This is a genomic window from Spirosoma jeollabukense (assembly GCF_054777855.1).
Genome location: NZ_BAAHAD010000003.1, coordinates 542,297 through 562,491 on the forward strand (window position 1 = coordinate 542,297; position 20,195 = coordinate 562,491).

The window sequence follows — 20,195 nt, forward strand, 5'->3', positions numbered from 1 at the left end:
TTAGGTGATTTGCCAGGCTGGCTCTGCAATGGTACGTAAAACGTACGTAATTAGCATTATAGCAAGAAAAAATGGATTGCTATTTTTGGCCGGAGATGGGTATAAACTACCAACTTTGTCGTTTTAACCTAGTATGTAATGCTGTCTTTGCTATTTGATAATCAACTCCTATTCGCCTGTCCTAACGTATGAAACCTTTCCGTAAGGCTAAACCCTCCACATTTTTTCGTCGGGCTATAGCCCTCTCCACAGCCGGTTTGGTTGTAGGTGGAGCTTTCATTGGCGCATACCAGAATCGAAACCTCAATACAGCTTCGGGGAGTTACCTCACGAGCCTTTTTGCTAACCTTAGCGACGACGACAAACATGATCCCAAGTATGCTGTTGGGAGTTTGAACGTAACACCGGGCCTGGAAGCAACACTTTTTGCTGCTGAGCCAATGTTGACAAATCCGACTAACATCGACGTGGATGCCCGCGGGCGTGTATGGGTTTGTGAAGCCTATAATTACCGTCCGGCGATTAATGGCAATCCGACACATAAAGAAGGTGACCGCATTGTGATTCTGGAAGATAACAATGGCGATGGCAAGGCTGATGTCAGTAAGGTGTTTTATCAGGACCCAAGTATCGAATCTCCGTTAGGCATCTGGGTGCAAGGCAACAAAGTCATTGTATCCGACAGCCCGAATGTGTGGGTATTAACGGATGAAAACGGTGACGATAAAGCCGATAAAAAAGAATTGCTCTTTACGGGTATTGGTGGTGAGCAGCATGACCACGGCATGCACACGTTTGTCTTCGGGCCGGATGGCAAATGGTACTTCAACTTTGGTAATGAAGGTGGTCAGCTACTCGATAAAGACGGCAAGCCTGTTGTTGATGTGGCTACCGGTAAAACCATTGATAAGCAGAATTTTAAAATGGGAATGCTTTTTCGTTGCGACCCCGATGGGAAGAACGTAGAAGTATTAGGTCAGAATTTTCGCAATAACTATGAAGTCGCCGTCGACTCTTACGGTACGCTCTGGCAATCGGACAACGACGACGACGGCAACAAAGGTGTCCGGATTAACTACGTCATGGAATACGGTAATTATGGCTATACCGATGAAATGACAGGCGCGGGCTGGCAGGCCAATCGGGACAACCTCGAAGCCGAAATTCCACTACGTCACTGGCACCTGAACGACCCTGGCGTTGTGCCAAATCTGCTGCAAACGGGTGCAGGCTCGCCAACGGGTATGATTGTCTATGAAGGTAAACTGTTGCCCGATGTATTTCGGAACCAGATGATTCATTGCGATGCCGGACCGAACGTAGTCCGCTCGTATCCCGTGCAAAAGGATGGTGCTGGTTACAAAGCCGAGATCGTAAACGTACTGGAAGGTGCCCGTGATCAGTGGTTCCGGCCTGCCGACGTGTGCGTAGCGCCCGACGGCTCGCTGATCATTGCTGACTGGTATGATCCCGGTGTGGGTGGCCACCAGGCGGGCGATCAGAATAGAGGCCGTGTTTATCGGGTGGCACCGCCAAACTCGCCGTACACAATGCCCAAAGTGGACGTTTCAACTACTGAAGGGGCTATCGAAGCGTTACAAAGCCCTAATATGGACATTCGGTATGCGGGTTGGGTTAAATTGCGCGAGTTGGATAAAAAAGCCGAAAAATCACTAGCGAAACTGTATAAATCCTCCGACAATCCGCGGATGCAGGCTCGTGCATTGTGGTTGTTGAGTAAACTAGACAAAGGACCAAAATATATTGAAACGGCGTTGAAAAGCGCTAATCCTGATATACGCATCGCCGGGCTACGGGCCGCTCGCGAACTTAAAGCTGACATTATCCCCTATGTGAAGCAACTGGTTAACGACCGAACCGTCGGACCGCCCGACCCACAGGTTCTTCGCGAATGCGCCATTGCCCTACGCAGGAGTACGTCACCTGAGGCCCCAGCGTTATGGGCGCAGTTAGCCAGTAAATACGACGGAAAAGATCGTTGGTATCTGGAAGCGCTGGGTATCGGTGCCGATGGCAACTGGGATACGTATTACACGGCCTGGGTAAAACAAATGAATAACGATCCTCTGGCTAATGCAGGTGGTCGTGACATCGTCTGGCGCGCCCGGACAAAGGAATCTGTACCTTTGCTGGCCAAGCTGGCGGGCGATCCGGCGGTTAATGTAAACCAGCGACTTCGCTATTTCCGGGCGTTTGATTTCAATCCGGGGGCTACCGAAAAATCGACGGCCTTACTGGGTATTTTACAGGCGAATACCAACTCAACAGACGTAACGAAACTGGCGTTACGTCACCTTGATCCGGCTTTTGTTCAGCAGAACCAGGTAGCTCAGGCCGCGCTAACCAAACTTATGAGCGACGTATACGGAACGCCCGAATACATTGAACTCGTGACACGTTATGAACCCACTTCCGAAAATGCACATTTAAAACAATTGGCCATACAAAAAGCTATGGACGGTATGGGACGCGACGCTGTCCGGCAATTGCTGAAGCAAAAGGGTGGCCCAATGGTCTGGGAAGTTATTAATGCGCGGTCCGACGTTTCGGGTGATGCCGAAGCCGCTACAAACATGCTGGTTGCTTTACGTCGCGTGGGAAATAAGGAGTCCATTGATATATTGAAAACGGTCGCCCTGGACGAAAAACGCCCAACTGCGCTACGTAAGGAAGCAACTCGCTCGCTGGGTGGCAGCATGGATGGGGCCAATGAAGTGCTTGCCCTTTTGAAGTCTGGTGATATCAAAGGCGATTATAAAAAAGCGGCTGCGCAGGGTGTAAGCAGTGATTGGCGCAAAAACATTCGGCTGCAAGCGGCCAGCTATTTAGACGGCGCGCAAAGTGTCGAAGGCAAAAAACTGCCCGGCATGAATGAATTACTGGCCATGACTGGCGATGCGACAAAGGGTGTTTTGGTTTTCAAGAATAACTGCTCAATTTGCCACCAGGTAAACGGCGAAGGTATGGACTTTGGCCCGAAACTGTCGGAAATAGGGTCTAAGTTGCCCAAGGAAGGGCAATACTTAGCCATTCTACATCCTGATGCGGGCATCAGTTTCGGCTTTGAAGGGTGGGATGTGAAGTTTAAAGATGGCAGTACCATGACCGGCATTATCTCCAGCAAAACAGAAACCGACCTGCAAATGAAATTTCCGGGTGGTGTGGTCCAGAATTACAAAATGGCCGATGTTGTATCAATGAAACAGATCGAGCCATCTATGATGCCATCCGGTTTGCAGGAATCCATGAGTACCCAAGAGTTAGTAGACCTCGTTGATTATTTGGCGAGCCTGAAAAAAAACAAATAAGAACCGGGATTTACAACCACTATGCAACGACGCAACTTTGTAAAATCAACGTTTGGAGCGGCTGGCTTAAGCCTGGCAGGTGCCGCTGTTTCGAGCGACGTAGTAGCCAACAATTGGCATTCACAGCCCAGCTCTTTGGCTAAAAATAATTTTAAACTCAAATATGCGCCCCACTTTGGCATGTTTGAGAACAGTGCAGGTAAAGACCTCATTGATCAACTTAAGTTCATGGCCGATATGGGCTTTACGGCCCTTGAAGACAATGGCATGATGGGGCGCGATGCGGCTACGCAGGAGAAAATAGCCAAAGAAATGACCCGCCTGAATATGGTAATGGGCGTTTTTGTGCTCGATAAAGGGGGAAATAGTCAGAATACACTCGCGGCTGGAAAGCCCGAATTTGTGGACATATTCCTGAACGGATGTAAGAAAGCCGTTGAAACAGGCAAGCGCGTCAATGCAAAATTCACAACCGTTGTGCCGGGCGATTTTGAACGTAATCTACCTATCGGGATTCAGACGGGGAACGTTATTGATGCCTTGCGTCGGGGCGCCGACATACTGGCTCAGGGCGGTTTGACCATGGTGCTTGAACCGCTCAGCGATACGCCAAATCTGTTTCTGCGGACGTCTGATCAAACCTATGAAATCTGCCGGGCTGTCAATAGTCCGTCGTGTAAGATTCTATTCGACATCTACCACATGCAGAAAAATGAAGGCCATATTATCCCGCATATCAACTGGTGTTGGAGTGAGATCGGTTACTTCCAGATTGGTGACAATCCCGGACGCAATGAGCCGACAACGGGTGAGATTAACTATAAAAATGTGTTTAAACACATTTACCAGAAGCAGAAAGCTGAAAACAAAGAGTTCATCTTCGGCATGGAGCACGGCAAGTCGCAGAAGGGAACCGAAGGCGAAGTAGCCCTTATCAAGGCCTACGTTGAGTCGGACAATTTTACGGTGTAGACGGATACGTAACAGAACGTTCAATGGGTAAGTAGGTTGATATGTATCGACCTGCTTACCCATTGAACGTTTACTCTAATTTCTTTTCTAGAGAACAACAACGGAGTTCTCTTCACCGGCTACACCGCTGGCAACGTATTTGTCAGCAGCCCAATCATTTGTCCATGTCGTACCGTCCAGTACGTAACGATATTGGTATTCGGCACCAACAGCTAGTTCAACCGTAGTTTTGTATGAACCATCTTTCTGTTTTTTCAGGGCTTGGGCAGCGGGGTCCCAACCGTTGAAATCACCGGCCAGAGCGACCGTTTTTGCACCGTTGACGGCTTCTGCCGACAACTCAAACGTTACTTTTGCAAGAGGCTTGCTTTTGAGAAATTGTTTGGCAACTGCCATATAAATTGATTGTTTGGTTCCTTCTGCAAAATTATATAACAAAATAAATAAACTCATAATTATCAGCAGGTTAATTGCTTATATTCTTCATATAATTCTAATTAATGTATCTTGTTTTATAGTTATTTATACAAAGCAGCATTTTATTTACTAAATGGTATGTGATCTAGGCTAATAGTTGATTTACAAGTTGCTTAAGTGCCAGAAATCGGTCTGAAAATGAGTTACTTATACGTGTGTACGGTAATTTTCGTTTGGTAAGCTCCTCCCGGAAACGAGCCAGCATCTCGGGGCGTTTATGGCTAAAATCGCGCAGATTATCGGCTACCCATGGAACATCAATATCTAACAGTACGTAAGCATCGTAGTGGATTTTCTTTTCCAATTTATAGAGTATTGGTGGAACGTAGTGCAAATAAATCTCTGAATAAATCTGGGTAGTGATGACGTCCGTATCGCAAAACAAAATGCGGTTGGCAACGCGTTCTGCCTGTATGACTGCTTGCGTTTGTGCATGACCGATTTTGATCATATCATCGATTGTAATGTCGTTAGATGTAAGTATGTCGCGGGCCATTTCAGGCACGTAAACCGTCTCATATTCGGTCGCTAGCTGACGGGCCATGGTCGTTTTACCAACGCTTTCCGGGCCATACAAGCATATTTTCTTGACAAAGTAAGGGCGTACATCATCGGGAATGTAATCCCAATAATGAAATGGCTTCTGCCGAATCAGCGTAGCTGAAATGGGGACCTGCTGCCGGAGCGGGTCAAACGCTACGTGTCGCAAACCGGAGTGATGCGCCAGAGGAATGGCATAATCTTCGGAAGAAAAAAATACGCTCACTTCCGGGAATCGACGCTTGATAAAGGCCGCCCATAACTTAGTGGCTTCCCAGATTGGCAAGGTTGGATCATGAAAATCGTCGGCTTCGGCGACTACCTCAATGGTCGGGTAGGGAGCCAGCAGTTCCGTTAGCCAGCGAAGCCGCAATTCAGGTGAAATCGGGTCGTCGGGCGTAACGCTCATCGATACAATAAGCCGGTCGCATTGCGTTCTGGCAAACTCAATCAATGCCAGATGCCCTTTGTGAACCGGCATAAACTTGCCAAAAATCAACCCTGTCGTCATGCTGGGGTTATTGACTTGTAGCTACGGTATTCCTTCGTCCAGTGCCAGGCGCCCTGAAAGGCAATCAGGCAGAAGATTGCATATTCGATACCGACTAATTTAACGCCTTTCGTAAAATACATGTACGTGCTGATGATGTCCACGAGCAGCCATATCCACCAGCATTCCAACTTTTTCTGAATCATCATAAACGTACCGATGATACTCATGACGGTCGTAAAAGAATCCAGATAAGGGAAGGCGCTGGGTTGGCTAAACATCACTGGAAACCAGGTATGCAGGTTCTGTGCGAAAGCGCCTAATATTCCCGTTGCGACTACGCCACCCAGTAGAACCATAACGAGCGGTCGTCCAATGAGTCGGGTAATGCGAAGTTCGTTATGCTGATCGGCTTCCTGCGCTTTTGGGTGTGTCCAACGCCACCAGCCTTGCAGGTTTGTGATGAAGAAGAACACCTGCAGAAACATGTCTGGATAGAGTTGAATCTGGTAGAACAAAAAGAAAAACAACAAAACGCTGGCCGCGCCAATGGGCCAGCTCCAGACATTGGCCCGGGCAGCCAGCCACGTAGCAATCGAACCACTAACAACGCCAAAGAACTCCAGGTAACTCATGGAGTAATCCCACACGGTAAAGAAAATGGAATGGATGTCAAAAAAATTGGGCATATGTAAAAATAATCGGTGGGCGTTCTCTAGGTTTACTTGTGCGAAAGTACAGATTAACCTTTTACCTGAACTCCTATTTTATGCAACGTATTGCCATGCTCGGTGGCGGCTTCATTGGCCGCTTCTACGCCGAATCCATCCACGGTCAACGTAGCCGCGACAAAGTCGTAGCCATTTATGCCCGCCGGGAAGAAACCGCTCAAAAGTTCGCTGTTGACTACGGTTGCGACTTTTCGTCGACCAATATGGAAGATGTTATTGCGCACCCTGACGTAGATATGGTCTGCATCGCATTACCCAACAACATTCACGAAATGGCTGTTAACTTATGTGCGAAACACAAGAAATCGGTTGTGTGCACAAAGCCACTGGGACGTAACGCCGACGAAGCACTTCGTATGATGAAAACGGTTGAAGAAGCAGGCATCTTCGCCGGTTATCTCGAAGATCTTTGTTACACACCTAAGTTTTTGAAATCGCTGGAGAGTGTCAAAAATGGTGCCCTGGGCCGAATTCTCTGGGCAAAATCGCGCGAAACGCATCCTGGACCCCATTCCGACTGGTTCTGGGACAAAGAGCAGGCCGGGGGCGGCTGTATGCTTGATTTGGGTTGTCATTGTGTCGAGATTGCCCGCAATTTTATTGGTAAAGACGTAAAGCCGGTTGAGGTAATGTGTTGGGCTGCTACCCAGGTAAAACCCATTGCCGCTGAAGATCATGCCATTGCGCTGGTAAAATACGAAAACGGCGCTATCGGACAGTTTGAAGTAAGCTGGACATTTCGCGGGGGCATGGACCTGCGCGACGAGGTGATGGGCACCGAAGGTACTATCTGGATCAACAACTTCCTGCGGACGGGTTTCGAGATGTTTACGACCGGAAAAGGAGCAGACTACGTAGCAGAAAAGGCTGAATCCAACACGGGCTGGCTATTCCCCGTTGGCGATGAAGTCAACGATCTGGGGTATAATCACATGTTTACCGACATGTTCAAATCGCAGGAAGAAGGCCGCGAACCTGCCGAAACTTTCTACGATGGATACGTAGTGAATGCCGTACTGGATGCTGCCTATAAATCTGCCGAAACCAAGCAATGGGAGAAGGTTAATTTGCCCGTCTGGCGTGGACAGGAAGGGCTAAAGCCGGAGTCTACGCTTGTTGAGTACGACGCGGATCATTACCTGATCAAGCAGGAAATGACCCACGACGGCCGGAATAAGGTGATCCTGAAAGAGAAAGCCAGCGGGAAAATCATCGAGAGGGATTTGGTGTAAACCAACTGGGGCGCTTGAATCAAAGGCTCACGCGCCCCAGTCGACATACTTACTTAAACAAATATCCTAAGTCAATTTCCATACCTGTAACTGAATCTTTCATTGTACCACTTGCCCAAGTATACATTGAGCCATTGGGGAATAATGCCTGTATAATACGGAGGGTAGGAATAATCAGCCATACGGACTGAACACCTGCCGGAAAATACTGTTTATAAGCCTTATCCGTAAGATCGGTGAGTGCCTGCTTTGGTGAAAGAATCTCAACGGCTATAATAGGTGGCTGATTGTAATAAATTATGTCATTCAACCAGTCTATAGGTAGGTTTTGGTAAACCGCTACGTCCGGTTTACACTTACCCGTGGAAAGCTCTAGCTCCAGTTCTGGCAGAATATCATATGTGTTTTCATAACGGTCAAGGGCAACACTCAGGCGGTGAATAATCTTTGAATGATTTAATGACCTGATGTCTTCTGAGTGGTACTCTTCTAAGAACTCTATCTGATTCGTCTCCATAGCGAACAGCGTTTTTTCAAAGATAAACAAAAACGGCAAGGCTGATAAAATGAACTCACTAAACGAACAATTCAGGAGAGCAGTTGCTGATCGACAGTCATTTTCGTTTCTTGCATCGCAAAAAACAGCTTACCAGCATGTGGTTAGAGTCTAAAAAGATTGTTGTGGTCGGCGGTACGTCGGGCATGGGCTTGTCGGCTGCATTGGCGTTTGTACGCGAAGGAGCGCAGGTAGTTGTCGTTGGGCGAAATCCTGAAAGTTGTACGATTGCTGAACAACAACTCGACGGCAACGGATTGGCCATGTCGGGCGATGCGTCAGAGCCGCAAACTACGCCTAGAGCCATTGCCCTTTGTCAGCAGATTTTTGGTGGTTTTGATGGTCTGTACCACGTAGCGGGTGGCAGCGGCCGACGTTTCGGTGATGGTCCCCTTCATGATCTCACACTTGATGGCTGGAACTATACCGTCAATCTCAATCTGACGTCATTGATGTTATCCAACCAGGCCGCCGTGCGGGCATTTCGGGCGCAGGGTGGGGGTGGAACTATCCTGAATATGGGCTCCGTGCTGGGCGAGCGACCTTCGCCGATGTATTTTGCTACCCATGCGTATGCCGCCATGAAATCGGCGGTTATTGGCTTTACGAAGTCGGTAGCGGCTTACTACGCTAATGACAACATTCGGGTAAATGTGTTGGCTCCGGCATTGGTCGAAACACAGATGGCGCAACGGGCTACGCAAAATGAGTCCATTATGGCGTTCACGAAAACCAAGCAACCGCTCGATGGCGGACGTATTGGTCAACCTAACGATCTCGATGGCGCTGCTGTTTACTTCATGTCCGATTATTCGGCCTTCGCCACGGGGCAAGTGTTGACAGTGGATGGTGGCTGGAGTGTGAGTGAGGGACAGATCTAGCTGATTGATAAGTAAACGGCCATGATTGAAACAGCCCGTCTAACACTCGTTCCCCTGACACTTAATCAGCTTCAGTTGTATGTGACTGATAATTATCGATTGGAGCAGGCACTTGGCTTGAAGAAAATGCATCGGGAAGTCATCGAACCTATGGTGAGTATTGTTTCGTATTTCACTATTCCGCGCTTGAAAGACCCCGCTAATGATCCCCTTTTCCATACTATGTGGATGGCCATTGATCGCGAGAAGCAGTGCTTTGTGGCTGAAGCCAAGTTTAAGGGCGAACCCGACGAAACCGGTGCTGTCGAGATTGGCTACGGTACGTATCCGGCTCTACGACGAAAGGGTTACATGAGTGAAATGGTTGCCGGGCTGGTGCAGTGGGCCGGACAGCAACCGGATGTTTTGCGGGTTGTGGCCGATACAGAGACCGAGAACGTAGCGTCCCAGAAAGTACTGGAGAAAAATAAATTTACGCTGTTCGACCGGATTGAAAATATGCTGTGGTTCGAGTATCAATTTGACCGTTAACGAAAAAGTTGAGGCCATTTGACTAGAAAATTCATTTAGATTGGCTTTTAAGAAATGTATAGCTGATTTTTATTAACATTGCTGAAAATCAGGCTGGTCATTGATGCCTATTGTCAACAGCTGTTTCAATAAGTGTATCCTCGCACTCTCTATAAAATTCAATGAAAAACGTCTCAGTAGCCACAAAAATGAATCTGCCGTGGGTCGAGTCTCCTTTTTTTGACGACCTGTTGCAGAAAAAAGAGTTGACACCCGAACAACGGGAAATGGTTACGCACTATAACCGGGAAGGCTTTCTGGTACTACGCCAGATCGTAAGTCACGACTTGATCGATCGCACGCTGAACGAAATTAAGCACGAGTATCCGGCCCGGGTAGGCGAACAACCCACGCGCCACCAGGATTTATGGAAAAAATATTCGTCAGTACGGGATGTAGCCAGCCAACCCCAAATTTTCGACGTACTACGTTTACTGTACGACCGCGAACCGATTCCGTTCCAGACACTAAATTTTAAGTTTGGTACCCAACAACGGGCGCATTCCGATACGATCCATTTCAGCAGCACGCCCGCTCGGTTCATGTGTGGTGTCTGGGTGGCTATGGAAGAAACTGACACCAACAACGGCCCACTATTTTATTATCCTCGTTCGCATCGGCAAAAAGAATTCAATTACTTCGACATTGGTATCGAAGCGGAAGAAAACTATGCTGAGTATCCTCATTATGAGGAGTTCATGGAAGAGTTTATGGAAGCCAATGGCTATAAGCGCCAGGAAATTTATTTGCAGAAGGGCGATGTGCTGATCTGGTCGTCGAACTTGGTGCATGGTGGAATGCCCATTAAAGGGGAAAACCGGACACGCTGGTCGCAGGTAACTCATTACTATTTTGAGGGTTGCATGTATTATTCGCCCCGCTTCTCCGATATGTTCGCGAATAACCTCAATCTCCGTCATGTTGTCAACATTGCTACCGGTAAGGTGGTGCAGCATAGCGAAAACGGCAAACCTATTGAAACCATTAACACCGGCGGGTTTAAATACGCTGTGAGTCACAATTTTACCTTACCGGTTCTGCTAAAAGAAGTAGTAAAAAAACTAATTGGAAAAAAGCCATTCTGATCAGTAATTTAGGAGTACTATTGAATAAATAGTTCGATCCAGTAGTACTCCTAAACCATTCATACCTTGCAGCCCGTTCCTATTAAAACTACCGTTGTTGGCTCGATGCCGTTTCCCGGCTGGCTTGAGTTCTCCAGCCAGCATTTGGGCCAATTTGGTCCGGCCGATCTCAATGAAATGATTGAAGATGCTGTCGTAGCATCCGTTCATGATCAGGTTAATGCCGGATTAGATGTCATTACCGACGGCGAACAAACCCGTTTTGACTTTAATTTATCGTTCTACGGGTACATTAACGGTATTCAGAATAACGAAACCGAACTCCGCCGATTCGGCCCACCTGCCCACGACCAGCGAGGCAAGCATAACATTGTTGAAATTCTAACGGCCCCAAAAGGATTGGGCGTCGTGGAAGAATACTTACGTCTGAAGCGACTAGCTCCTAAAGGGCAAGGGTTAAAGGTTTCCATTCCAGGCCCTTATACGCTTAGTGGCCGACTATTACCCGGAAATCTCTATAAAGATCGCTGGGACGTAACGGAAGCCCTTTTACCATTGGTAAATAAAGAAATCGCAGATCTGGTTGCGCTGGGTGTGCCTGAAATCTGTGTCGACGAACCATCCATGTCCTGCTACGCATATCGTGAAGACACGAAGCGGTTTGTCAATATTTTCAACCGGACGGTAGCGCCCGGCGTAGGAAAAACCCGACTGTCCATGCACCTCTGTTTTGGAAACTACAAAGGGCGGTCGGTTGGCAAAAAGAGTATTGCGCCTATGCTACCCGATTTCCTGGATATGACGGTCGATGAACTCCACTCTGAGATGACTATCCTGAACTTTAGCGAAGTACATTTATTGGAACGCTTTGCCGAAAAATTCGACGTAGCAGTGGGCGTAATCGACGTTAAAAGCTATTACATCGAAACACCTGAGGACGTAGCGGAACGTATCCGTAAATGTTTGCCCTTTGTTCCTGCCGAGAAACTGGCCGTAGCACCCGACTGTGGGCTAAGTCAGACGGCTCGTTGGGCGGCAAAGCAGAAACTAGCCAATATGGTGGCAGGTGCGAAGATGGTTCGGGGTGAAATCTAAACCGGGATTTATGTGATTTAAATGATTTTCTTGATTTTGTTTTCCGTATTTGACGAATCTCTCTAAATTCAAAAAAATTTTATATAAATCTGTATATCAGATTTATATAAAATAAGCAAAATCATTTTAATCCTGCAACTCCTGTTCCAGACCATCAGCCAGTTGGCACCGCTCAGTTGTCAGTTTGTCAATATTTTCGGTTAGGAGCATGCGCGTTTTGGCGTTGTCGAAATGCTCACTAAAAGAAGAACGAAGTTCTTTGCGTTTCATGGCTTCCAGAAAACGGCGGATATCGTCGGGTGTTTCGAGTAGGAGGGGAGGTACTTCGGTTGGGCGATCAGCTTCATCTTTCGCGACCATTGTAAAATAGCTGGTGTTCGTGTGTTTGACACTGCCAGACTTCACATTTTCGGCGATCACTTTGATGCCTACCACCAGCGAAGTTCGACCAACGTAGTTGACTGATGCCATTAACGAAACCAACTCGCCCACCTCAACCGGCTGCCGGAAGTTCACATTGTCTACGGAAACCGTCACGCAGTACTGACCCGCGTGTTTAGCCGCGCAGGCATAAGCCACTTTGTCCATTAGTGATAACAACGTACCGCCGTGTACGCGGCCTCCAAAATTGGCATAAGCCGGAATCATTAACTCCGTAAGTGTCGTGCGCGAATGGTTAACGGGTTTGGCTAGCATCTGGAACCGGGATTTATTTGATTTGAATGATGGACTATGATTTTGTCTTGCTGCGCAATCTAACAAATCTCCATAATGTCCTGGAATCTGGATAAATAAAAAAGCCGCTACGTAGCGGCCTTTCAAAAATCAAGCAAATCATTCAAATCCTGCCGGGCCGCCGATGCGGTTCAGACAGCGAAACTTTCTCCGCAACCGCAGGTGCGTGTTGCGTTAGGATTTTTAAACTGGAAACCTTTTCCGTTCAGACCGTCCGAAAAGTCAAGTTCGGTACCGGCCAGATACAGCAGGCTTTTGCGATCTACCAAAATCTTAATGCCTTTATCTTCAACGAGATGGTCAGTTGGCTGTTGCGTCGCGTCGAATTGGAGATCATACATCAAGCCTGAGCATCCTCCGCCTTCTACAGCTACGCGGATGGCGGTGTTTTCGGCAAGACCATCTTTCTGACGGAGTTCAACAATTTTATTTTTAGCGATTTCTGAGACAGTAACCATGGTCGTAATAGAGTCGTAATTGACGCATATCAATGCTATTCTCTATAACTTTCGGCCAAACAGAAAAGTTCTTCTCTTACCTATGCTAACAAACGTCGAACACATCGGAATTGCCGTTCGCGACATTGCCGCATCGAACGAGCTATTTGCCAAACTACTGAACGCTAAGCCGTATAAGTTGGAGGCAGTAGTATCGGAAGGCGTAACGACTTCATTTTTTCGGGTAAATAAGACCAAAATTGAGCTTCTCGAAGCAACGAACCCCGATAGTCCTATTGCCAGATTTCTGGAGAAAAAGGGCGAAGGTATTCATCACATAGCGTTTGAAGTGGACGATATTGAAACCGAAATGGAGCGGCTAAAAGCCGAAGGGTTTACGTTATTAAATGAGGCTCCTAAACGCGGAGCCGATAATAAACTAGTGTGTTTCCTGCATCCAAAAGCCACGAACGGCGTACTAATCGAACTGTGTCAGGAAATTAAGGAGTAAAGTAGAATGACGGAAGGAAACAAAAAAATCTTGATAACACTGTTGGCTTTGATTGCGACAGTTGCCAATGCCCAGGTACCCAGCAACGTAGCACGATATACCCAGCCCGGCGTCGACGTTCAGAACTATGCTTTCTCGCTTACGTTAAGCGACTCAACCAACCAGATTCAGGGTGAAACAACGATTCGCTTTGTCCGCGCCGACGACCGGCAAACCGTCTGGTTTGACCTGATTGGCAGCAAGGCCGATTCCTCAAAAACGGGCATGAAAGTACGCTCGGTGAGCTTGAACGACGGGAAGGCAACACCGTTTAGCCAACGGAACGACCGGGTATTTATTAATTTGCCAGCCGCTCCCGGCCAACCAACGGAGGTCGTGATTCGGTATGAGGGTACACCAGCCAGAGGCTTGATTATTAGCCAGAATAAATTTGGCGAACGCACATTTTTTGGGGACAACTGGCCCAACAACGCCCGAAATTATTTGCCTGTCGTTGACCACCCATCCGACAAAGCCACTTGTTCATTCACTGTCAATGCACCTGCTGCGTATCGCGTCATTGCTAATGGTAAATTATTGGGCGACAGTAATTTGCCAAATGGTCGGAAGCTAACACGCTGGCAGGAAAATACGCCCATTCCAACGAAAGTGATGGTGATTGGCGCGGCCCACTTTGCGGTCGACGAGGTCGGTGCGGTGAGTGGTGTGCCGGTTCAAAGCTGGCTTTATCCGGAGGACAGCAAGAAAGGATTTATCGATTATCGTCCAGCTAAAACGATTCTACAGTATTTCATCGATAAAATTGGGCCGTATTCCTACGAGAAACTGGCTAACGTTCAGTCGACTACGATTTTTGGCGGTATGGAGAACGCCAGTTGCATTTTTTACGACGAAAAGATTATTGTCGGCAAGAAAGATTCAGACGTAGAAGCGTTGCTGGCCCATGAAATTGCCCACCAGTGGTTTGGCAACTCGGCGACCGAAACCGACTGGTCGCAACTGTGGCTGAGTGAAGGTTTCGCTACGTATTTTTCGGCCCTTTATCTCGAACATGCCTATGGCCGCGATACGCTCAATGCGGTGCTGAATCAAAACAAAAACCAGATTTTTCGCTACGTAGCGCTTAAGCCAAAAAGCACCATTATTGACTCGACTACGACAAATCTGATGGATTTGCTAAACCCGAATTCGTATCAGAAAGGCGGTTGGGTGCTGCACATGCTACGTCACGAACTTGGCGACGACATATTCTGGAAAGGTATTCGGGCGTATTACGAGAAATTCCGCAATGCCAATGCGCAGAGCAGCGATTTTCAGGCTGTAATGGAAAGCGCATCAGGTAAAAAATTGGGGCAGTTTTTCCAGCAGTGGCTTTCCCAACCCGGTTTCCCCGACATCGTCTGGGGCTCCCGCTACGATGCGGCTAAAAAAGCCCTGGTGATTGATGTTCGGCAGGCGCAACGTAGTGGTGCGTATTTCACGATCCCGCTAACGTTTAGCATTCGGGGTAACAACGGGCGCGAGGTGCAACGTAGCGCCCGCCTGACCATGACTGGACCAACGCAGACATTCACCATTCCGCTGGCCACCAAACCCACTTCCGTCGTAATCGACCCCGACAATACCGTGCTGATGCGAGCGACGCAAACGGCTAACTAAATTCCTAACTTGCGACTTGGCGCTTCCATTGCCACTAACCGCTCTCCGACCATGCTCAAGCGCGTTTCCATCCAGAACTTCAAGAGCCTAAAAGACGTAACACTCGACCTTCAAAAAGTCAATTTGCTCATCGGCCCGAACAACTCCGGCAAGACGAATTTTTTGAAGGCATTGGAGTTAATAGGACCCGATAGAAAAGGCAAGAAACATGATGTTAATCAAATTAATTTCGAGAAAAAATTCCAGAATAAGATAAATATAGAGTTGTTGTGGCCATCTGATAATGAAGATTTTGATTCTAGAGTTATCAAATTTTTTTTTGATGTGGGTGAGCTAAATGATGTAAGAGGGTATTACAAAAATTCTCTGCTTGGAGATGTTATTCTAGGTCAATCGCCAAAATTCCCAATTTCTCTATCTGATCTCGAAAAGGTAAAAATTTATAAACCTGATCCAAATAAACTTACTCAACCCGGTCCTGTAGGGACTGGTGAAGAAGTAGTCAGTTCTGATGCCTCGAACTTAGTGGGGTTCTTAGATTTAATGCTTAGCAAGTACCGTAGGACTGCTTTTTATCAAATAGAAACGGATTTACACAAGTGTGTCTCTGAGTTCGTTGAAATTAAGCTAGATGATGCTGCGCGAACAGATGAATTGATAAAATTACATGGCAGGAAAGATTATTCCTTCAAACGTATTGGGCTAAAAAATGGTAAGCAAGATGTAACCTACTGGGCTGATGAGCTTTCAGAAGGTACTTTATATTTTCTAGCTCTTCTTTGTATAATCAATCAACCCAATCCGCCCAAACTTCTCCTTCTTGAGGAACCCGAAAAAGGTATTCATCCGCGCCGGATTCACGAGGTTATTCAATTCATTTTCGCGTTAGCAGAGGATAAAGGTGTGCAGGTCATTATGACCACGCACAGCCCTACGGTCGTGGATATGTTTAAAGATATGCCAAATTCTGTCTTTATTTTTGATAAAGACGATGAAGGTGCCACGCACGTCAAAAACCTACAGACAGACATTATCGAGCCAGAAACAGAAGAAAGCAAGCGTTTGGGTATTGAACCACCACATTATACAAGCTCATTGGGAAATGCCTGGACAGTTGGTTTTTTAGGAGGGGTCCCAAAATGAGTCGGATAATTACTTACGGCTTTTTTGGTGAAGATGAAGCCCTGCGCAACTTTTTAGAAAAATACCTGGACAAGCAATACCCTGATACGTTCATTGAGGATGAGAATGAGCGATGGAGGTTCAAGGCCACAAATGGCGATCAGGTTGATAAACTCCTGCCAGATGCCTTGCGACAGCGAGCTAGACTAGGACTGGACGTACTGTTTGTTGGACGTGATGCAGACACAGAAAATAAGCCAATTATTAAGATTCGTCAGGACCACTATGAGAATAGATGTATAGGCCACCCTGCGATACTTATTTTACCTGTGCAATGCATTGAATACTGGCTTTGGTATACCAAACGCCACCGAGATGAACCGGGTAAAAACTCACCATTGGAGTCTCATAAACGTCTTGATGCGAAGAAAGCTGTATATGGTGATACAAATATTGTCAGGAAGCAGATAGTAATTGCCAGTGAAATTTTAGTCGACTTAAATGCTTCCTGGTTAGAATCACGTTCTGAAAGCTTCCGACACTTCCACCATCAAGTCGAAGCCTTTCTCTCTCAATTGCCATAAACATACAAACGCCACGGCCGTGAGGCCGTGGCGTTTGTATGTTTAATTTACTCAACTAATTCAGTGTGAGTACACGCGCAGCAATTTGGGCGGGCTTTGTCGTAAGTGTAACCGGGTGAACCGTTACGTCGTTTCCAGAAACTACTTCAACTTTATATTGACCATCCTGTAAATCGCTTAGATCGAATTTAAAGTGAAAGTTGCCCTCTTTTTTGCCGACGAGCTGTTTGCTCAATAAGGCTCCATCGAGAGATTTCAGGGAAATAAGCATGAATTGGCCCGGCTTCCGTTCAACATATACATTCAGTTTAGGCGCAGAGGATGATGGAAAAACAGCCACTTTGTATGAACTTGTTGTGGCGGTTGGCGCTGCTGGATTTTCGGCTGTTGTAGCGGCTGTGGATACCAGCGTGGCCGTGCTTAGGAGCAGGGCGGTAAGGATTGATTGTGCTAAAATTTTCATGGTTGTTCGTATTTGTTTGTGGTTTAAAAGAAGAACGGATCAAAGGTAGGATGCGCCAAACGTCTCATAAACAGAAGTTTGTACGAAGATGCTAAAACGTGCCCTGAATGGTTAGAATTGACCCACGAACTGTTGAGCGGCTGATAACTGTCCCGCAACCTAGCAGTCGGTCAAACGATCTACCGGGTTCTGGCGTTTACTTTACTAGATTATACAACAAATCGCCACAGAATTGCCTAAAACCGACAATAACCGCCATGAACTATTATAATTCAATTATCGACACCATTGGCAACACGCCTTTGGTGAAACTTAACAAAGTCACAAAGGGAATTCGGGGAACGGTGCTGGCGAAGGTCGAGTATTTTAATCCCGGCAACTCCGTTAAAGACCGCATTGCCATTCGCATGATCGAAGACGCCGAAGCGCAGGGTATTCTGAAACCCGGTGGCACGATTATCGAGGGCACCAGCGGAAATACGGGCATGGGGCTTGCGCTGGCCGCGATCGGCAAAGGCTACAAGTGCATTTTTACAATGGCCGATAAGCAGTCGAAGGAGAAGATTGATATTCTGCGGGCAGTTGGCGCTGAAGTTGTCGTTTGCCCCACCAACGTAGCACCCGACGATCCACGGTCCTATTATTCGGTTGCGAAAAAACTAAACCGCGATATCCCGAATTCATTGTATCCAAACCAGTATGATAATCCTGCCAATACGGCCGCTCATTACGAGACAACCGGCCCTGAAATCTGGCGGGATACCGACGGTAAAATTACGCATTTTGCGGCTGGTGTAGGAACGGGCGGCACGATTTCCGGTACGTCGAAATTCCTGAAGGAGCAGCGTCCAGACCTGATTACGGTTGGACTGGATACCTACGGCTCCGTGTTCAAGAAATACAAGGAAACGGGACAGTTCGACGAGGGCGAAATTTACCCGTATCTAACGGAAGGTATTGGAGAAGATATTCTCCCACAAAATGTGGATTTCAGCGTCATTGACCACTTTATAAAAGTCACTGACAAAGATGCTGCCATTATGGCCCGACGTTTGTCCCGCGAAGAAGGGCTGTTTGTCGGCTGGTCATGCGGCACGGCTGTACACGGTGCACTGGAGTGGGCGAAGGATAATCTTACTGATGATGACGTACTGGTGATTTTGCTCCCCGATCACGGCACGCGCTATCTGGCCAAGATTTACAATGATACGTGGATGAAGGACCACGGCTTTCTGGAGGATCGGGCATTTAAAACGGCCCGCGATATTATCCATCACAAAGCAGGTCGGGGCGATGGATCGAACTCGCAGTTAACAACGATTGGTTCGGGCGTATCGATTAGTCAGGCTATTCACGTATTGAATCGCTACGGTATTTCGCAGATTCCGGTTACAGATGAGAATAGCCACATTGTTGGCAGCCTGACCGACTCTACGATTTTAAACCGTCTTATTGAGGACCCAAGCGTAAAAGATCAACCCGTCAGCGACGTAATGGATAAGCCATTTAAGTTCGTTGGTCTGGATAATACCATTGATGCCTTGTCGTCGTTAATTGACCGCGACAACAAAGCGCTGCTCGTCCGCGACGAAAAAGAGCAGGTTCACATCATCACCCAGGCCGATTTGCTGGCCGCAATGACGAACTGAAAAGATGTATGATATAGGGTGTATGATATATGATTGCTCCTATTAAAGCATATATCATACACCCTACATCATACATCTTTAACCTACCGTCGGTTATCCCCACCATCCATCATGCTGAGGTAACTCATGTAGCGACTTTCAGCAATTTCGTTCTGGGCGACAGCTTCTTTTATGGCACAGCCGGGTTCGTTGAGGTGCAGGCAATTGTTGAATCGACACTGATTCAGGCGGTCGCGCATTTCGGGAAAATAGTGCCCGATTTCTTCCTTCGACGTATTCATCAATCCCAACTCTTTAATACCCGGTGTATCAATGATATACGTATCGGGTGCTAATTCGAACATCTCTGCGAAAGTCGTCGTATGAACGCCTTTGTTGGCGAACGTAGACACCTCATTTGTGCGCAGGTTCAGGTTGGGAGAAATAGCATTGACTAAGGATGATTTTCCAACACCCGAGTGTCCTGACAGTAGCGTTACTTTGTGGTCGAGCAAGTTTCGAAAGGCGTCTACACCTTCCCCCTCCGTCGCCGACGTAGATAGGCATTGATAGCCAATGCGCTCGTATAGTTCTATGATTTCCTGCTGAAAGTCAAGGCCATCGTCGCTCAGAATATCTACTTTATTGAAAACAAGGGTCGTTGGAATGCGGAATGATTCGGCCGAAACCAGAAAACGGTCAATAAAACCCAACGACGTACGCGGCATGGCAAGTGTGGCCAGCAGCACCGCCTGATCGAGATTAGCCGCCAGAATGTGCCCCTGCGCTGTTTTATGGACCGACTGCCGGATTATATAATTCTCGCGGGGGGCAATGTCGGTGATGATAGCCGTGTTTTCGATTTCGTCCTCCACATCAAACGTCACCCGGTCGCCAACGGCAATTGGATTCGTGAATTTCAGCCCTTTAATTTTAAATTTTCCCTTCAGTCGACCCTGAAAAATATGTCCGTCCGCATTGCGAATGTCATACCAGGAACCCGTGGAGCGTATAATTAGGCCGTTTTGCAATTTTTAAAGAATGAAAGAGTGAAAGAGTGAAAGATAACCGCCGAAGCGGAGTGAAATAAATACAGGC

The 20,195-nt window shown here is 47.3% G+C and carries 20 protein-coding genes; 12 read left to right on the forward strand and 8 right to left on the reverse strand.

The genetic code is table 11. The features are described 5' to 3' along the window. Positions 1–188 precede the first annotated feature (188 nt). Together ACYVEA_RS16425 and ACYVEA_RS16430 are read left to right on the forward strand one after the other, a co-directional pair. Positions 189–3,329 (forward strand): PVC-type heme-binding CxxCH protein, encoded by a 3,141-nt coding sequence (locus ACYVEA_RS16425; protein WP_461114510.1) that lies wholly within the window; start codon positions 189–191, stop codon positions 3,327–3,329. 21 nt (positions 3,330–3,350) lie between these two features. Next, on the forward strand, positions 3,351–4,301 hold the full coding sequence (locus tag ACYVEA_RS16430) for a hydroxypyruvate isomerase family protein (RefSeq protein ID WP_461114511.1): 951 nt from the start codon (positions 3,351–3,353) through the stop codon (positions 4,299–4,301). 87 nt (positions 4,302–4,388) lie between these two features. On the opposite strand, the gene ACYVEA_RS16435 is transcribed toward ACYVEA_RS16430, so the two are convergent. From ACYVEA_RS16435 to pnuC, 3 genes are all read right to left on the reverse strand, one after another. Beyond that, complete coding sequence (locus ACYVEA_RS16435) at positions 4,389–4,697, reverse strand: isoamylase early set domain-containing protein (protein ID WP_461114512.1); 309 nt, start codon at positions 4,695–4,697, stop codon at positions 4,389–4,391. A 166-nt stretch (positions 4,698–4,863) separates the two neighbouring features. Next, positions 4,864–5,829: an AAA family ATPase gene (locus ACYVEA_RS16440; RefSeq protein ID WP_461114513.1), complete on the reverse strand. Its 966-nt coding sequence runs from the start codon at positions 5,827–5,829 to the stop codon at positions 4,864–4,866. Next, positions 5,826–6,497 (reverse strand): nicotinamide riboside transporter PnuC, encoded by a 672-nt coding sequence (gene pnuC / locus ACYVEA_RS16445; protein WP_461114514.1) that lies wholly within the window; start codon positions 6,495–6,497, stop codon positions 5,826–5,828. The genes ACYVEA_RS16440 and pnuC overlap by 4 nt, the downstream gene beginning before the upstream one ends. Before the next feature lie 80 nt (positions 6,498–6,577). Here pnuC and ACYVEA_RS16450 point away from each other — a divergent pair, with 80 nt between their 5' ends. Then, positions 6,578–7,771 (forward strand): Gfo/Idh/MocA family protein, encoded by a 1,194-nt coding sequence (locus ACYVEA_RS16450; RefSeq protein ID WP_461114515.1) that lies wholly within the window; start codon positions 6,578–6,580, stop codon positions 7,769–7,771. Between the two features lie 49 nt (positions 7,772–7,820). Here the strand turns inward: ACYVEA_RS16450 and ACYVEA_RS16455 are convergent, their stop codons facing one another. Continuing rightward, positions 7,821–8,288, reverse strand: coding sequence for a Uma2 family endonuclease (locus ACYVEA_RS16455; RefSeq protein ID WP_461114516.1), 468 nt, complete (start codon positions 8,286–8,288; stop codon positions 7,821–7,823). A 137-nt stretch (positions 8,289–8,425) separates the two neighbouring features. Between ACYVEA_RS16455 and ACYVEA_RS16460 the strand changes: the two genes are divergently transcribed. The 4 genes from ACYVEA_RS16460 (at position 8,426) to ACYVEA_RS16475 (ending at position 11,958) form a co-directional block, all read left to right on the forward strand. Further along, a complete protein-coding gene (locus tag ACYVEA_RS16460) occupies positions 8,426–9,208 on the forward strand; it encodes an SDR family NAD(P)-dependent oxidoreductase (protein ID WP_461114517.1) in 783 nt (260 codons plus the stop codon). Between the two features lie 21 nt (positions 9,209–9,229). Then, the gene (locus tag ACYVEA_RS16465) at positions 9,230–9,739 is read left to right on the forward strand and encodes a GNAT family N-acetyltransferase (protein ID WP_461114518.1); all 510 of its coding nucleotides are present in this window, start codon (positions 9,230–9,232) and stop codon (positions 9,737–9,739) included. A gap of 161 nt (positions 9,740–9,900) precedes the next feature. Continuing rightward, positions 9,901–10,863: a phytanoyl-CoA dioxygenase family protein gene (locus ACYVEA_RS16470; protein ID WP_461114519.1), complete on the forward strand. Its 963-nt coding sequence runs from the start codon at positions 9,901–9,903 to the stop codon at positions 10,861–10,863. A 66-nt stretch (positions 10,864–10,929) separates the two neighbouring features. Beyond that, positions 10,930–11,958 (forward strand): methionine synthase, encoded by a 1,029-nt coding sequence (locus ACYVEA_RS16475; RefSeq protein ID WP_461114520.1) that lies wholly within the window; start codon positions 10,930–10,932, stop codon positions 11,956–11,958. 126 nt (positions 11,959–12,084) lie between these two features. Here the strand turns inward: ACYVEA_RS16475 and ACYVEA_RS16480 are convergent, their stop codons facing one another. Then, a complete protein-coding gene (locus ACYVEA_RS16480; RefSeq protein ID WP_461114521.1) occupies positions 12,085–12,654 on the reverse strand; it encodes an acyl-CoA thioesterase in 570 nt (189 codons plus the stop codon). Between the two features lie 170 nt (positions 12,655–12,824). Continuing rightward, positions 12,825–13,151 (reverse strand): HesB/IscA family protein, encoded by a 327-nt coding sequence (locus ACYVEA_RS16485; RefSeq protein WP_046577768.1) that lies wholly within the window; start codon positions 13,149–13,151, stop codon positions 12,825–12,827. Between the two features lie 82 nt (positions 13,152–13,233). On the opposite strand from ACYVEA_RS16485, the gene mce reads away from it, so the two are divergent. The 4 genes from mce to ACYVEA_RS16505 are packed head-to-tail and all read left to right on the forward strand — an operon-like array spanning position 13,234 to position 17,006. Continuing rightward, the gene (gene mce, locus ACYVEA_RS16490; RefSeq protein ID WP_461114522.1) at positions 13,234–13,641 is read left to right on the forward strand and encodes a methylmalonyl-CoA epimerase; all 408 of its coding nucleotides are present in this window, start codon (positions 13,234–13,236) and stop codon (positions 13,639–13,641) included. Positions 13,642–13,689: 48 nt separating this feature from the next. Continuing rightward, complete coding sequence (locus ACYVEA_RS16495; RefSeq protein ID WP_461114523.1) at positions 13,690–15,300, forward strand: M1 family metallopeptidase; 1,611 nt, start codon at positions 13,690–13,692, stop codon at positions 15,298–15,300. 51 nt (positions 15,301–15,351) lie between these two features. After that, positions 15,352–16,443 carry an AAA family ATPase gene (locus tag ACYVEA_RS16500; protein WP_461114524.1) on the forward strand — a complete coding sequence of 364 codons (1,092 nt, stop codon included), beginning with the start codon at positions 15,352–15,354 and terminating at the stop codon, positions 16,441–16,443. Beyond that, the gene (locus ACYVEA_RS16505; RefSeq protein ID WP_461114525.1) at positions 16,440–17,006 is read left to right on the forward strand and encodes a hypothetical protein; all 567 of its coding nucleotides are present in this window, start codon (positions 16,440–16,442) and stop codon (positions 17,004–17,006) included. The genes ACYVEA_RS16500 and ACYVEA_RS16505 overlap by 4 nt, the downstream gene beginning before the upstream one ends. A 55-nt stretch (positions 17,007–17,061) precedes the next feature. Here ACYVEA_RS16505 and ACYVEA_RS16510 read toward each other — a convergent pair whose 3' ends face one another. Continuing rightward, positions 17,062–17,469, reverse strand: a complete 408-nt coding sequence (locus tag ACYVEA_RS16510) for a hypothetical protein (protein ID WP_461114526.1) — start codon at positions 17,467–17,469, stop codon at positions 17,062–17,064. Between the two features lie 257 nt (positions 17,470–17,726). On the opposite strand from ACYVEA_RS16510, the gene ACYVEA_RS16515 reads away from it, so the two are divergent. Further along, a complete protein-coding gene (locus ACYVEA_RS16515) occupies positions 17,727–19,118 on the forward strand; it encodes a cystathionine beta-synthase (RefSeq protein ID WP_461114527.1) in 1,392 nt (463 codons plus the stop codon). An 83-nt stretch (positions 19,119–19,201) separates the two neighbouring features. Here ACYVEA_RS16515 and rsgA read toward each other — a convergent pair whose 3' ends face one another. Then, positions 19,202–20,128 carry a ribosome small subunit-dependent GTPase A gene (rsgA, locus tag ACYVEA_RS16520; protein ID WP_461114528.1) on the reverse strand — a complete coding sequence of 309 codons (927 nt, stop codon included), beginning with the start codon at positions 20,126–20,128 and terminating at the stop codon, positions 19,202–19,204. Positions 20,129–20,195 lie beyond the last annotated feature (67 nt).